13 protein-coding genes are annotated in these 14,741 nt (G+C 69.8%); 9 read left to right on the plus strand and 4 right to left on the minus strand.

What is annotated here, in order from left to right; all coding sequences use genetic code 11:
* Positions 1 to 174 precede the first annotated feature (174 nt).
* The 7 genes from AC1RAD_RS07935 (at position 175) to AC1RAD_RS07965 (ending at position 7,949) form a co-directional block, all read left to right on the plus strand.
* Entirely contained in the window at positions 175 to 1,122 is a 948-nt protein-coding gene (locus tag AC1RAD_RS07935) for a GlxA family transcriptional regulator (protein WP_492734423.1), read from the plus strand.
* A 104-nt stretch (positions 1,123 to 1,226) separates the two neighbouring features.
* Positions 1,227 to 2,060 carry an SDR family NAD(P)-dependent oxidoreductase gene (locus AC1RAD_RS07940; RefSeq protein ID WP_492734424.1) on the plus strand — a complete coding sequence of 278 codons (834 nt, stop codon included), beginning with the start codon at positions 1,227 to 1,229 and terminating at the stop codon, positions 2,058 to 2,060.
* 132 nt (positions 2,061 to 2,192) lie between these two features.
* The gene (locus AC1RAD_RS07945) at positions 2,193 to 3,308 is read left to right on the plus strand and encodes a BMP family ABC transporter substrate-binding protein (protein WP_492734425.1); all 1,116 of its coding nucleotides are present in this window, start codon (positions 2,193 to 2,195) and stop codon (positions 3,306 to 3,308) included.
* A 102-nt stretch (positions 3,309 to 3,410) separates the two neighbouring features.
* A complete protein-coding gene (guaD, locus tag AC1RAD_RS07950) occupies positions 3,411 to 4,697 on the plus strand; it encodes a guanine deaminase (RefSeq protein ID WP_492734426.1) in 1,287 nt (428 codons plus the stop codon).
* An 85-nt stretch (positions 4,698 to 4,782) separates the two neighbouring features.
* Complete coding sequence (gene dcd / locus AC1RAD_RS07955) at positions 4,783 to 5,349, plus strand: dCTP deaminase (protein WP_062477547.1); 567 nt, start codon at positions 4,783 to 4,785, stop codon at positions 5,347 to 5,349.
* A gap of 112 nt (positions 5,350 to 5,461) precedes the next feature.
* Complete coding sequence (gene ypfJ, locus AC1RAD_RS07960; RefSeq protein ID WP_159277955.1) at positions 5,462 to 6,349, plus strand: KPN_02809 family neutral zinc metallopeptidase; 888 nt, start codon at positions 5,462 to 5,464, stop codon at positions 6,347 to 6,349.
* Positions 6,350 to 6,479: 130 nt separating this feature from the next.
* Positions 6,480 to 7,949 carry a DEAD/DEAH box helicase gene (locus AC1RAD_RS07965; protein ID WP_062477554.1) on the plus strand — a complete coding sequence of 490 codons (1,470 nt, stop codon included), beginning with the start codon at positions 6,480 to 6,482 and terminating at the stop codon, positions 7,947 to 7,949.
* Between the two features lie 71 nt (positions 7,950 to 8,020).
* On the opposite strand, the gene AC1RAD_RS07970 is transcribed toward AC1RAD_RS07965, so the two are convergent.
* From AC1RAD_RS07970 to AC1RAD_RS07985, 4 genes are read right to left on the minus strand one after another with little or no spacing between them, the layout of a single operon-like run.
* Entirely contained in the window at positions 8,021 to 9,658 is a 1,638-nt protein-coding gene (locus tag AC1RAD_RS07970; protein ID WP_492734427.1) for a rhodanese-related sulfurtransferase, read from the minus strand.
* Entirely contained in the window at positions 9,655 to 10,254 is a 600-nt protein-coding gene (locus AC1RAD_RS07975; RefSeq protein ID WP_492734428.1) for a cysteine dioxygenase family protein, read from the minus strand. Before AC1RAD_RS07975 ends, AC1RAD_RS07970 begins: the two co-directional genes overlap by 4 nt.
* Entirely contained in the window at positions 10,251 to 11,222 is a 972-nt protein-coding gene (locus AC1RAD_RS07980) for an ABC transporter substrate-binding protein (RefSeq protein WP_492734429.1), read from the minus strand. The genes AC1RAD_RS07975 and AC1RAD_RS07980 overlap by 4 nt, the downstream gene beginning before the upstream one ends.
* Positions 11,219 to 12,451, minus strand: coding sequence for an acyl-CoA dehydrogenase family protein (locus tag AC1RAD_RS07985; protein ID WP_492734430.1), 1,233 nt, complete (start codon positions 12,449 to 12,451; stop codon positions 11,219 to 11,221). Before AC1RAD_RS07985 ends, AC1RAD_RS07980 begins: the two co-directional genes overlap by 4 nt.
* A gap of 147 nt (positions 12,452 to 12,598) precedes the next feature.
* Here AC1RAD_RS07985 and AC1RAD_RS07990 point away from each other — a divergent pair, with 147 nt between their 5' ends.
* Together AC1RAD_RS07990 and AC1RAD_RS07995 are read left to right on the plus strand one after the other, a co-directional pair.
* Positions 12,599 to 13,597, plus strand: coding sequence for an ABC transporter substrate-binding protein (locus tag AC1RAD_RS07990; protein ID WP_369644273.1), 999 nt, complete (start codon positions 12,599 to 12,601; stop codon positions 13,595 to 13,597).
* Positions 13,598 to 13,630: 33 nt separating this feature from the next.
* Positions 13,631 to 14,740 (plus strand): LLM class flavin-dependent oxidoreductase, encoded by a 1,110-nt coding sequence (locus tag AC1RAD_RS07995; protein WP_492734431.1) that lies wholly within the window; start codon positions 13,631 to 13,633, stop codon positions 14,738 to 14,740.
* The last annotated feature ends 1 nt before the right edge of the window (position 14,741 follow it).

Below are 14,741 nucleotides of genomic sequence, written 5' to 3' on the forward strand. Positions count from 1 at the left end.
GTGGGGAACGCCCATTGTGGGACGACCCGCGCGGGCTGGCGCTTGCCGATTGGTGGGGACACCCATCGCCGCGCGGGAAGGGCGCGGGCCGTATCCCTTCCGCTGGCGCGGTGGACCCGGTTCGTCTAGCCTTGCGTCTGCTACCTCGAACAACCCTCTTTTCAGGACATGGCCATGAAACGCATCGGCATGCTCGTCTTCCCCGGTTTCCAGATCCTTGACCTCGCTGCCATTGCCGCGTTCGAGCTCGCGAACATCCATGCCGGCAAGCAGGTCTACCAGGTCGAGCTGCTGTCGGAAGAGGGCGGCCCCGTGACCAGCTCGTCGGGCGTGGTCACCGACAGCAAGCGCTTCGGCACGGGGAAGTTCGACACGCTGGTGATGAGCGGCGCGCTCTTCATCGCGCCCACGTCCGAGAAGATGTGCCGCTTCCTGCGTGCGGGGCTGCGCAACGCGCGCCGCGTGACCAGCATCTGCACCGGCGCCTTCGGGCTGGCGGACGCGGGCCTGCTCGACGGACGCCGGGCGACCACGCACTGGTCCTTTGCGGGCGAACTGCAGAAGCGCCATCCCGCCGTCAAGGTGCAGCCCGACCGCATCTTCATCAACGACGGGCCGGTGTGGACCTCGGCCGGCATGACGGCGGGCATCGACCTCGTGCTGGCACTGGTGGAGGAAGACCTCGGCGTGGAGGCGGCACGGTTCGCGGCGAGGAAGCTGGTCGTGTACCACCGCCGCGCGGGTGGGCAGTCGCAGCATTCCGCGCTGCTCGAGCTGGCACCCAAGTCCGACCGCATCCAGAAGGCGCTGGTGCATGCGCGCGCCAACCTGCGCGAGACGCTGTCGGTGGAAGAACTGGCCGAGGTCGCGCACCTCAGCCCGCGCCAGTTCAGTCGCGCCTTCAAGGCCGAGACCGGGCAGTCGCCGGCGCATGCGGTCGAGAACCTGCGCGTGGAGGCGGCACGCGCGCTGATCGACGAAGGCAGCCTCGCGCTCGGCGTGGTCGCGCGCGAAACGGGCTTCGGCGACCCCGAGCGCATGCGCCGCGCCTTCCTGCGCACGCTGGGGCATCCGCCGCAGAGCGTGCGCCGCGTGGCCCGTCGGGAGGCTGCGACGGCTTGAGCAGCGCATGTCCTGAAAGGTGGCTTATATGACATTTACGCCATCGCCTTGCAGGAAGAGACTTCTCCTTACGGCCACACACCCGTGGCGACGAAGGAAACTCCATGACTGCAACCCAAGCAAATCCGAACAAGGGCACGGCCCTCATCACCGGCGCGTCGTCGGGCATCGGCGCCGTGTACGCGGACCGTCTCGCGCGGCGCGGCTTCGACCTGATCCTGGTGGCGCGCAACCGCGAACGCCTCGCCGCGCTGGCCGCGAAGCTCTCGGACGAGACCGGGCGCAAGGTCGAGGTTCTCCCGGCCGACCTGTCCGACCGGAAGGACATCGCGTCCGTGGAAGCCGTGCTGCGCACGCGCGGCGACATCACCCTGCTGGTGAACAACGCCGGCTTCGGCGCCGCCGCACCGCTGCTCGGCTCGGACATCGACAAGATGGAGGACATGATCGAGCTCAATGTGAGCGCGCTCACGCGGCTCACCTACGCGGCCGTGCCGGGTTTCGTCGAACGCGGTGCCGGCACGCTGGTGAACATCGCCTCCATCGTGGCGATCTCGCCCGAGACGCTCAACGGCGTGTACGGCGGCACCAAGGCCTTCGTGCTGGCGCTGAGCCAGTCGCTGCAGCACGAGCTGAAGGACAAAGGCGTGCGCGTGCAGGCGGTGCTGCCCGGTGCGACGGCCACCGAGTTCTGGGGCGTCGCGGGCGTGCCGATGGCGCACCTGCCCAAGGAGATCGTGATGACGGCGCAGGACATGGTCGATGCCGCCCTTGCGGGGCTCGATCAGGGCGAGCAGGTCACGATTCCGGCGTTGCCTGATCTGGCCGAGTGGGATGCGTTCGATGCGGCGCGGCGTGCGATGTCGGGCCGGTTGTCGAGCACGGCTCCGGCGGCGCGCTACCGGGCGAACGGGGCGGATGCGGCGGCGCGGGCATGACACCTGTGCCTGCGTGGCTGTGGGCGGCGAGCAGGGCTCGCTGAGCCCCGGCGCTTAAAATCTCCACCCCGCAGCAGGGCGTCCCGGCCTGCTGCGGGGTTTTGCTTTTCCGGGGCCATGTAGAGGAACACCATGTACAAAAACCTCGCGGGCCGCGCCGTTCTGGCGTGGGTGACCGCCTGTTTTTTATCCCCTGCCTTTTCACAGACCGCACCGCCGAAGCCGCCCCTGGCCAAGGACGCGCTGAAGATCGGCTTTGTCTACGTCACGCCGGTCACCGATGCCGGCTGGGTGCGCCAGCATGAAGAAGGCCGCAAGGCCGTCGAGGCCGCGCTGGGCCCCCGCGTGAACACCGTCTTCGTCGAGAACGTGCCCGAGGGCGCCGACGCCGAGCGCGTGATCCGCGACCTCGCGCAGCAGGGCAGCCAGCTGATCTTCACGCCCAGCTTCGGCTACATGGAGCCGACGCTGAAGGTCGCGAAGGACTTCCCCGGCGTGAAGTTCGAGTCGATCACCGGCTACAAGACCGCGCCCAACGTCGCCACCGCCAACGCCCGCTACTACGAAGGCCGCTACCTCGCGGGCATCGCGGCCGGGCGCATGACGAAGACGAACGTGGCCGGGTACGTCGCGGGCTTCCCGATTCCCGAGGTGCTGCAGGGCATCAACGCCTTCACGCTCGGCATGCGCTCGGTGAACCCGAAGGCCAAGGTGATCGTGGTGTGGCTCAACGAGTGGTTCGATCCGCCGAAGGAGCGCGACGCGGCGATGGCGCTGTTCAACCAGAACGCCGACGTGCTCGCCTTTCACACCGGCTCCACCGCCGTGATGGCCGCCGCGCAGGAGCGCGGCAAGATGGCCGTGGCCTACCACTCCGACATGCGCAAGATCGCGCCCGACGCGCAGATCGTCGCGGTCACGCACCAGTGGGGGGGCTACTACACGCAGCGCGCGAAGGCCGTGCTCGACGGCACCTGGAAGAGCGGCAACCTCTGGGGCGGCGTGAAGGAAGGAATGATCCGCGTCGGCGACTTCGGCACGAAGGTGCCCAAGGCCGTGCAGGACGAGGTGCTGGCGCGGCAGAAGGATATCGCGGCCGGCAAGCTGCAGCCGTTCCGCGCGGTGGCGGCCGACGTGCGCGACAACGAAGGCCGCGTCGCGATCGCCAAGGGCGCGCAGCTGAGCGACGAACAGATCCTGCAGATGAACTGGCTGGCCGAGGGCGTGCAGGGGCGGGCGACGCGCTGAGCGCGGCCTTTTGTCCCGCCTGAAGAGAGCGTTGCGCGTATAGCACTCATACGCGCAGGGCAATTCCCGCCGTCCGGGGCTGGATTACCCTCCGCATCCACGATGAAAAAAGCCTACCGCGCCTCCCTCCTGCGATTCGACGCCGCCGGCCTGCCTGTCTTCGACGAGGACGGCCTGCTGGTCGTCGCCCCCGACAGCACCGGCCGCCAGCGCGTGCTCGACGCCGGCAGCCATGCCGACGTGTCGCAGCGCCATGCCGGCGCCCACACCACCCACCTGCCGGGCCGCATCCTGGCGCCGGGCTTCGTGGACATGCACGTGCATTACCCGCAGACCGACATCATCGGCGCGCCCGCCGCCGGCCTGCTGCCCTGGCTCGAGAACTACACCTTCCCCGCGGAAGCCAAGTTCGCCGACCCCGCCCATTCGCGCGTGGTGGCCGACGTGTTCTTCGACGAGCTGCTGCGCAACGGCGTGACCACCTCGCTGACCTTCGCGACCTCGCACGTCGCCTCGGTCGACGCCTTCTTCGAGAGCGCGCAGCGCCGCCAGCTGCGCATGATCACCGGCAAGGTGCTGCAGGACCGCAACTCGCCCGACGGCGTGCGCGACGACACCGAGCAGAGCCTGGTCGACACCGAGGCGCTGATCCGCAAGTGGCACAACGTCGATCGCCTGGGCTACGCCATCACGCCGCGCTTTGCGCCCACCAGCACCGACGCGCAGATGCGCGGCGCCGGCGAGCTGGCCGCGAAGTACGGCGACACCTGGATCCAGTCGCACGTGGCCGAGAACCGCGACGAGGTGAAGTGGGCGCGCGAGCTGTACCCCAAGTCGCGCTCCTACCTGGACGTGTACGCCGACTTCGGCCTGCTGCGTGAGCGCGCCGTGTACGCCCACTGCATCTACCTGGACGACACCGACCGTGCGCTCATGCACGAGACCAAGACGGCCGCCGCCGTGAGCCCCACGAGCAACCTGTTCCTGGGCAGCGGCTTCTTCGACTTCGGCGCGGCCGACCGCCTCGAACAACCGTACGGCCTGGCCAGCGACGTGGGCGGCGGCACCAGCTTCAGCCCCTTCCACACCATGCTGGCCGCGTACTACGTGGGCCGTGAGGGCCAGACCAAGACCGGCCTGAGCATCGCGCCCTCGCGGCTGTGGTGGCACCACACCGGCGGCGCGGCGCGCTCGCTGGGGCTCGACGGCGTGGTCGGCAACCTGCAGCCGGGCTGCGAGGCCGACTTCCTGGTGCTGAACCCGTCCGCCACGCCGCTGCTGGCGCGCAAGACCTCGCTGGCCAACAACCTCGAAGAGCTGCTGTTCGCGATGATCGTGCTGGGCGACGACCGGCTGGTCGAGCGCACGGTGATTTCGCAGGCGGGCTGAGCGGCGCCTGCGGGGGGAGGGCGCGCTGGGCGCCCATGCCACAATTCGGCCCCGATTTCCTCCGCAGCAGCATCAGCGAGCGCATATGAGCATCAAGAGCGACAAATGGATCCGGCGCATGGCCGAGAACGAAGGAATGATCGATCCCTTCGAACCGGGCCAGGTGCGCGAGAACGACGGCCACAAGATCATCAGCTACGGCACCTCGAGCTACGGCTACGACATCCGGTGCGCGCCCGAGTTCAAGGTCTTCACCAACATCCACAGCACCGTGGTCGACCCGAAGAACTTCGACGAGAAGAGCTTCGTCGACATGCACGGCGACTACTGCATCATTCCGCCCAACAGCTTCGCGCTGGCGCGCACGGTGGAGTACTTCCGCATCCCGCGCAACGTGCTGACCATCTGCCTGGGCAAGAGCACCTACGCGCGCTGCGGCATCATCGTCAACGTGACCCCGTTCGAGCCCGAATGGGAAGGCTACGTGACGCTGGAGTTCAGCAACACCACGCCGCTGCCCGCCAAGATCTACGCGGGCGAAGGCTGCGCGCAGGTGCTGTTCTTCGAGAGCGACGAGGTCTGCGAGACCAGCTACAAGGACCGCGGCGGCAAGTACCAGGGCCAGCGCGGCGTCACGCTGCCCAAGACCTGACAGCCTGATACAGGCATCCTGACCGCCAGTTACGTTCCGGGCGGCCGGGCCAAGTACCATCCTGCGACGTTCCGGCAAATACGCCGTTCAGCAAGCCGGCAAGGAGACTGCGATGAGATGGGAAGGCAACGAACAATCCGACAACGTCGAAGACCGCCGTGACGGCGGGGGTGGTGGCGGAGGCGGCGGCTTCATCGGCGGGCGTGGCATCGGCATCGGCACCATCGCGGTCGCGCTCATCGCGGGCTGGATCTTCGGCATCAATCCGCTCACCGTGCTGAGCCTGCTCAGCGGCGGCGGCGACCCGGTCCAGGTGCAGCAACAGCAGCAAGGCCCCGCGCCCAAGCCGCCCACCGGCGACCGCGAGGCGGCCTTCGTCTCCACCGTGCTGAAGAACACCGAGGTGGTCTGGACCGATCTCTTCCGCAAGAGCGGCGGCAACTACCAGGCACCCCGGCTCGTGCTGTTCCGCGGTGCCACGCCCACGGCCTGCGGCACCGGTCAATCGGCCATGGGGCCGTTCTACTGCCCGGGCGACAAGAAGGTCTACATCGACCTGGCGTTCTACGACACCCTCAAGAACCAGCTCGGCGCGCCCGGCGAGTTTGCGCAGGCGTACGTCATCGCGCACGAGGTGGGCCACCACGTGCAGGACGAACTCGGCATCACCGCCAAGGTCGACGGCATGCGCGGGCGCCTGAGCCAGTCGCAGAACAACGCCATCAGCGTGCGCGTCGAGCTGCAGGCCGACTGCTTCGCGGGCGTGTGGGCGCACCACTCGCAGGAGTCGAAGAAGTGGCTCGATCCGGGCGACATCGAGGCCGCCATGAACGCCGCGCAGAAGATCGGCGACGACGCCCTGCAGCGCTCCGCAGGCCGCGCCGTGGTGCCCGACAGCTTCACCCACGGCTCCAGTGCGCAGCGCCAACGCTGGTTCGGCACGGGCTACCAGACGGGTGAAATGAAGTCCTGCGACACCTTCAACGCGCGCAATCTGTAAAGATTGTCTCCCGAGAGCCCCGGATTCATTGGGGTTTTTGCTATTGAATAGATAGCAATTCGGCCTGCGCGGATGTTGTCGTTTCGTTGTCACTGCCGTTTTTTGCGGCAATGCGACAATAGAAGGCTCAATGACAATGTCCTTCTCCAATCTATCGCTGGCAGAACCGCTGGCCCGCGCCGTGGCCGAAATGGGCTACGAGACCATGACGCCCATCCAGGCACAGGCCATTCCGGTCGTGCTTTCAGGCCAGGACGTGATGGGCGCCGCGCAGACCGGCACCGGCAAGACGGCGGCGTTTTCGCTGCCTTTGCTGCAGCGCATGCTCAAGCACGAAAACGCCTCCACCTCGCCCGCGCGGCATCCGGTGCGTGCGCTGGTGCTGCTGCCCACGCGCGAGCTGGCCGACCAGGTCGCGCAACAGGTCAAGCTGTACGCCAAGTACACCAACCTGCGCAGCACGGTCGTGTTCGGCGGCATCGACATGAAGCCCCAGACGCTGGAGCTGAAGAAGGGCGTCGAAGTGCTCGTGGCCACGCCGGGCCGTCTGCTCGACCACATCGAAGCCAAGAACGCGGTGCTCAACCAGGTCGAATACGTCGTGCTCGACGAGGCCGACCGCATGCTCGACATCGGCTTCCTGCCCGACCTGCAGCGCATCCTGAGCTACCTGCCCAAGCAGCGCACCACGCTGTTGTTCTCGGCCACCTTCTCGCCCGAAATCAAGCGGCTGGCCAGCAGCTACCTGCAGAACCCGGTCACCATCGAAGTGGCGCGGCCGAACGAAACGGCCTCCACCGTCGAACAGCACTTCTACAGCGTCTCTGACGACGACAAGCGCCGTGCGCTCAAGCAGATCGTCAAGCAGCGCGGCATTACGCAGGCCTTCGTGTTCGTCAACAGCAAGCTCGGCTGCGCGCGCCTCGCACGCTCGCTGGAGCGCGACGGTCTGCGTACCACCGCACTGCACGGCGACAAGAGCCAGGACGAACGCCTGAAGGCGCTCGCCTCGTTCAAGGCCGGCGAAGTCGACCTGCTGGTGTGCACCGACGTCGCGGCCCGCGGCCTCGACATCAAGGACGTGCCCGCCGTCTTCAACTTCGACATCCCGTTCAACGCCGAAGACTACGTGCACCGCATCGGCCGCACGGGCCGTGCCGGCGCCTCCGGCCTGGCCGTGAGCTTCGCCAGCGGCGGCAACGATGCGCGCCTGGTGGCCGACATCGAGAAGCTGATCAAGAAGAAGATCGAGCTCGAACCCGTCGAGTTCGAGGAAGACCGCCCGCGCGGCCGCATCAACGACGGACGCCGCCACTGGCGTGAAGAAGGCGAAGCCGGCGACGCACGCGACGTGCTCGACCAGCCGCGCGAACGCCGCGAAGCCGACACCCGCCGCAGCATGAGCGGCGGTGGCCGCCCGCACCGTGCGCCGTCGGCGCCGCGCGACCCGTTCTTCGACAAGCCCTACGAATCCGGCGAACGCGAAGCCGCACCGGCCTGGGAAGCGTCGGCCAAGGCCGCGCCCGCACGCGGCATCTCGAGCAACATCAAGAGCAAGCGCAAGGTCGCGGCACTGTTCAAGGCGGCCGAGCCGGGTTGAGCCGGGGCTGCGCGACAGCGAAAGCAAAAAGCCGGGCATGCCCGGCTTTTTTTCGTCTGCGCTCTTCGCGCTCAGGCCACGCGGAAGTGATGCGTGCCGTCGCGCCCCAGCTGCTCCACCAGCCCGAACTCCCAGTCCAGGTAGGCCTGCATGGCTTCTGCGGGCGCGTCGGTGCCTTCGTAGGGCCGGCGGTAGCGGTCGGTGCGGGCCGTGGCCAGGCGCGTCTCGCCGGTCTCGGCCGGCAGCCCGGCGGCGAACCAGGCGGTGTTGCCGCCCGTGAGCACCTGCACCTCCACGTCGCGCTGGCCGCGTGCGTCGAGCAGGGCGCGCAGGTCCGCGGCGGCGTAGCGTGCGAGCAGGCTGCTGCCGCAGGTCAGCACGTAGCGCGGCGCGGATGGAAGGGCCTGGCGGTCGATCGCCTGCGCCAGCTGCGCGCGGATCGCGTACCAGGCGCCGGGAATGTGGCGCTTCACGTAGTTGGCGCTCGTGGTCACGTCGATCACGGCGGTGGCGGGCTGCTGCTTCAGCAACTCGGCCAAGGCTTGGGGCGCGATCTCGGTGACCGTGGCCGCGACGGGCGGGTAGGCCGAGGTCGGCGTGCCGGTTTCGCTGAGCGCGGCGGCTGGCGGCACCGCATCGGGCACGTACACCTCCCAGCCCATCTGCGCGAGCCATGAGGCGCTCATCGATGCGCGCACGCCGTCGTCGTCGGCCAGCACGATGCGTGCGCCGCGCACCGGCACCTGGTGATCGGTTTCCTGCACGAGCTGCCCGCCGGGCGCGCTCGCGAAGCCGGGCAGGTGGCCGGCGGTGTATTCCTCGGGCGTGCGCACGTCGAAGCGGTACACGGTGCGGCCCGGGGCTTCGAGCGTGTGGAGCGCGTCGAAGGCGATGCGGCGCACGCCCGCGGCGTCGGCCACGCGGCGCGCGTCGGCCTGTGCCTGCGCGCGGTTCGCTTCCGACACCGCAGCCGGTGCCTGCCGGCCCGCGCCGTGGTCGAGCACCTGGCCCGCGAGCTTCCACCCGATGGTGCCGTTGCGCAGCGCCGCGACCGGATTCGGGACGCCCGCGTTCACGAGCGACTGCGTGCCGATGATGCTGCGCGTGCGGCCCGCGCAGTTCACGATCACGCGCGTGGCCGGGTCGGGCGCGAGCTCGCGCACGCGCAGCACCAGCTCCGCGCCGGGCACGCTGGTGGCCGAGGGGATGCTCATGGTCTGGTATTCGTCGAAGCGGCGCGCGTCGAGCACGACCACGTCGGCGCGGCTGTCGATGAGCGCCTTCACCTCGGGCGCCGACAGCGAGGGCGTGTGGCGCTCGTGCTCGACCAGTTCGCCGAAGGACTTGCTCGGCACGTTCACGTCGCGGAACAGCTCGCCGCCCGCCGCGCGCCAGCCTTCGAGGCCGCCGTCGAGCAGGTGCACGTTGGTGTAGCCGAGCGCGGCGAAGGTGCGTGCCGCGAGGGGCGCGAGATCGACACCGTCGTGCGCGCCGTACAGCACGATGAAGGTGTCGCGCCGCGGAATGCGTCGCCACGCTTCGATCTCGATGCGCGACAGCGGCAGGTTCGCGGCCCACAGCGGGTGCTCCTGTGCGAAGGGGTCTTCCTCGCGCAGGTCGAGCAGCGCGGTCTCCTCGCGCGCGATCAGCCGTTCGCGCAGCGCGGCGAAGGGCAGCAGGGGAAAGGAGTCGGTCGTTGTCGTCGTCATGCGGCAGTGTTTCGGAGTTCGGCGGAGCGGTCCCACAGGTTGGGCAGCAGCGTGTTGGAGTAGCCGGAGACGAAGGGCTTGCGCCCGCCTTCGGCCGGGTAGGTGTGGCGGCGCACGGCGCCGATGTTGGCGCCGTACACGTGGATGCTGATCGACACGCGGTCGGCGTGCGCGTTGTGCACGCGGTGCAGGTCGCCCACGGTGGGCGACACGGCCTCGACATGGCCCGCATCGAGCCGCACCGGCTCGCCCTGGGGCCGCGCGGTGCCGTCGGCGTCGAGCGCGGAGGGCTGGCTGTACTCGGCGCCGCGCAGCATGCCGATCAGGCCCCACACCGTGTGGTCGTGGACCGGCGTGGCCTGGCCCGGCCCCCAGACGAAGCTCACGACCGAGAAGCGCTCGGTGCTGTCGGCGTGCAGCAAAAACTGCTGGTAGTAGGTCGGGTCGGCCACGGCGAAGGCGTCGGGCAGCCAGTCGTCGCGCGCCACCAGCGTGCGCAGCAGCGCGCCGCCTTCGGACAGGATGCGCGGCTCGTCGGGCCGACTGTCGAGCAGCCGGCCGAAGGCGCCGACGAAATCGCGCAGCGGAGCAATCATGCGGGGCGTTTCCAGAGTTGGGTGTCGGTGATCGCGCGCACATCCACGCGTGTGGGAAGGATACCGTCACGCGCCGAGCGGTCGGCCACAGTTTGCAGCGCGGTGATGTCGGCCTCGCTCACGGGCCGCCCCGCCACCGAGGCGCGCGCCGTGATGAGGCGCGCCGACGCGATCGGCAGCCGCGTGAGCTGGCTGTAGGCCTGCGCATAGGCCTCGGGGTTGGCCAGCGCCCAGTCGCCCGCGCGGGCGAGCCGCTCGAGAAACTGCACGATGGCCGCACGCTTGGCCGCATCGGCCAGCGAATGCTCGCTCGCGGTGATGAAGCCCAGCGCCGTGTTGATGCCGCGCCCGTCGCGCAGGATGCGCCCGCCCTGCTGCAGCGCGATCGCGTAGTAGGGGTCGAAGATGGCCCAGGCGTCGATCTGCTTCGACGCGAACGCGGCCGCCGCGTCGGTGGGCAGCACGAACTTCACCGTGACCTCGTCGCGCCGCACGCCGGCCTCTTCGAGCGCGCCGTAGAGCTGGTACTGCGAGATGCTGCCGCGCGCCGACGAGACGACCACCGTCTGGCCGCGCAGGTCGGCCACGCGGCGCAGCGGCGAGTCGGGTTGCACCACGATGCCCAGCGACTCGGCCTTGCCCACGCGCGTGGCGACGATCTTCAGCGGCGTCTTGCCGACGGCCGCCGCGAGCACGGGCAGGTCGCCGGCCATCGCGGTGTCGACGGCGGCGCTGCGCTGCGCCTCGAACAGCGGCGCGGCGCCCTGGAAGTTGGCCCAGCGGTAGGCGAAGGGCGCGTCGTCGAGGGCCTTGGAGGCCTCGAACAGCGAGCGCAGGCCGCCGGCCTGGTCGCCGAGCACCAGCGTGGCCTGGGGTTGCGCCACCGCGCGCAACGGGCCGGCCACGGCCAGCGACAACGCGGCGCCTTGCGCGAGCCAGCTGCGGCGAGAAATTGGCAGCGCGCTCATGCCGCACCTCCCGCTGCTTGCAACGCCCGCTGCCCCGCCGCGACCAGGATCGCGTCGTTCTGCGGCGTGTGGATGCGGCTGCACAGCACGTCGCGGTAGTGGCGCTCGAGCGGGTTCTGGCGCGTGAGGCCGTGGTTGCCACTCAGCTGCAGCGCCAGCTCGACCACGCGGATGGCGTGCGTGGTCACGGTGTGCTTGAGCAGGCCGCTGTCGGTGGCGGGCGGCGTGTGGCCGCTGTCGACCGCGGCGGCGGCGTCGTCGAGCAGCACGCGGTTGGTGCGCAGCAGCGCCTCGATCTCGCCCACCTGCTCCTGCACGCGCGGCAGGCTGGCCAGCGGCGCGCCCAGGCTGCCGGGCGCGCGCCGGTTCAGGAAGTCGACCAGCCAGTCGCGCGCGGCGCGCGCCACGGCGTCGTAGAGGCTGCCCAGCAGCACGACCATCCAGGCCTGCTGCGCCGCATGGGCGTCGATGTCGGTCTGGCTGCCGGCGCCGGGCGCCCAGTCGGCGGGCGCGCGCAGGTCGACGGCGTGGTCGGCGGCAATGGCGACGTCCTCGAACACCACCTCGTGGCTGCCCGAGGCGCGCAGGCCCAGGTGGTCCCAGCTCGCGATCACGCGGATGCCGGGCGCGTCGCGCGGCACCAGGAAAACGCCGGTGCGCGGCGCGGGCTCGTCGGTGCGCGCCCAGACCGCCAGCCACGACAGGCCCTCGATGCCGGTCGTGTAGAGCTTGTGGCCGTCGATGCGCCAGCCCTCGGGCGTGCGCCGCGCCACGGTGCCGGGCAGGCCGCCGCGCGCCGGCGAGCCCAGCGCGGGCTCCACGCGCAGCGCGTTGATGAGCGCGCCATGCGCCACCGCGTCGCGCGCCACGCGCTCGCGCAGGTGCGCGGGCCAGCGGCTCTCACGGCGTGCGAGCGCCTGGTGCTGCAGGTAGGTCATGGTGAGGATCAGCGCGGTGGCGGGCTCGCCGCGCGCCACCGCCGCGATCACGCGGCGTGCCGTGGCCAGCGTGGCGCCACCACCGCCGTATGCGACGGGCGCGACGAGGCCGATCAGCCCGTGCGCCTGCAGCGCCTCGAAGTTCTGGCGCGGAAAGGCGCCGCTGCGGTCGTGGTCGGCCGCCGTGGACGCGAACTGGTCCGACAGGTGGGCCAGCACGGCGGGATCGACGGAGGGCGGGGTGTCTGTGTCGGGAACGGCCGGCGCGCGGCGCAAGGGGAGTGCACTCATGGTGCCCGCACGGTAAAGGCCCGCTGCCAGCGCGCGAAGGATGCATCGCGCATATCCAAATTCGTTTTTCTGCGTTCGTTTTCGGGGCCTGCCTCGGTACGGTCTCGCTTCTCCTCGTGAGTGAGTGAAGAAGAAAGAACACAAGGCATGACACCCGATTTCCCGCTGGACCGACGCCGCCTGCTGCAGGCCGCCGCCGCATGGGGCGTGGCGGCTTCGGGCGTGGCGCAGGCTGCTGCACCTTCGCGTGACCTGTCGGGCGTGACGCTGCGCGTGGGCACCTACAAGGGCCTGTGGCGCCCGCTGCTCACGGCCTCGGGCCAGGCCGACACGCCCTACAAGATCGACTGGCGCGAGCTCAACAACGGCGTGCTGCACATCGAGGCCATCAACGGCGATGCGCTCGACCTGGGCTCGGGCAGCGAGATCCCGCCGGTGTTCGCGGCGCGGCAGAAGTCGAGCGTGCGGCTCGTGGCCGTGACGCACGAAGACCTCAACAACCAGGCCACGCTGGCGCGCAAAGATGCGCCGATCCGCAGCATCGCCGACCTCAAGGGCAAGCGCGTGGGCTATGTGCGCGCCACCACCTCGCACTACTACCTGGCCAAGCAGCTGGCCGAGGCGGGCCTGTCGTTCGCCGACATCCAGCCCGTGAGCCTCACGCCGGCCGACGGCCTTTCGGCCTTTGCGCGCGGCGACCTCGATGCCTGGGCCATCTACGGCTACAACGGCCAGCTCGCGCGCACCCAGTACGGCGCGCGCACGCTCAAGACCGGCGTGGGCTACCTGTCGGGCAACTTCCCCATCTACGCCAACCCGCGCGCGCTCGACGACACGCTGCGCCGCGCGGCGCTGGGCGACCTGCTGCAGCGCCTGCAGCGCGCGTTCGCCTGGATCAACGGCAACTTCCTGGCCTACGCCCGCGCGCAGTCGGCCGAGACGCGCGTGCCCGTGGGCGACCTGGTCGAGCTGTTCAACGGCCGCAGCGGCGACTACAGCCTGGGCCCGGTGACCGACGCCGTGGTGCGCAGCCACCAGGACGTGGCCGACACCTTCCAGAAGATCGGCGTGCTCGACGGCCCGGCCGACGTGAAGCCGCTGTGGGACCGCCGCTTCGAAAACCTGCTGCGGCTTCCTGCCGCCTGACCTCTTCATTCCATCCGCATCCACGAGGACACCATGAGCCAGAACGACGTTGAATTCATCGGCATGATCCAGGGCCAGAAGGTCTCGGAGATCCACGCCGCCAAGGGCCCGGCCATCGACCGCGACTACGTGCGCGCCTTCGCGCAGGCGCACGAAAACGCCGGCTTCGACCGCGTGCTGGTGCCGCACCATTCCACCAGCCCCGACGCCACGCTCACCGTGGCCTATGCGGCCTCGGTGACCGAGCGCATCCACTTCATGCTCGCGCACCGCCCAGGCTTCGTGGCGCCCACGCTCGCGGCGCGCCAGTTCGCCTCGCTCGACCAGTTCAGCGGCGGCCGGCTCGGCGTGCACTACATCTCGGGCGGCTCCGACGAGGAGCAGAAGCGCGACGGCGACTGGCTCGACCACGACCAGCGCTATGCCCGCACCGACGAATACCTCGAGGTGCTGCACAAGGTGTGGACGGCCGAGAAGCCCTTCGACCACGAAGGCGCGCACTACCGTTTCCAGAACGCGTTCTCCGAAGTGAAGCCGGTGCAGACGCGCCACGGCAAGCCGCACGTGCCCGTGTACTTCGGCGGCGCGTCGGAGGCGGCGATCCCGGTCGCAGGCAAGTACGCCGACGTGTACGCGCTGTGGGGCGAATCGCTCGACCAGGCGCGCGAGCTCACGACGCGCGTGCGCGCCGAAGCCGCGAAGCACGGGCGCAGCGTGCGCTTCTCGGTGTCGTTCCGCCCGATCCTGGCGGAGACTGAAGACGCGGCATGGGCGCGCGCCGAGAACATCCTGGCGGAGACGAAGCGCCTGCGCGTGGTGCAGGGCTACAACCGCGGCGGCCCGCAGCAGAGCGAAGGCGCCAAGCGCCTGCTGGCCGCGGCCGAGAAGGGCTCGCGCCTGGACAAGCGCCTGTGGACCGCGGTCGCGCAGGAGATCGGCGGGCGCTCCAACAGCACCGCGCTGGTCGGCACGCCCGAGCAGGTGGCCGATGCTCTGCTCGACTACTACGACCTGGGCGTGACCACCTTCCTGATCCGCGGCTTCGATCCGCTCGAAGACGCGGCGGACTACGGCCGCGCGCTGATTCCGCGCACGCGCGAACTCGTCGCGCAGCGCCTGCAGTCGCAGCGCAAGGCGGCCTGAG

This window comes from Variovorax sp. GW823-FHT04B03 (genome assembly GCF_058796495.1).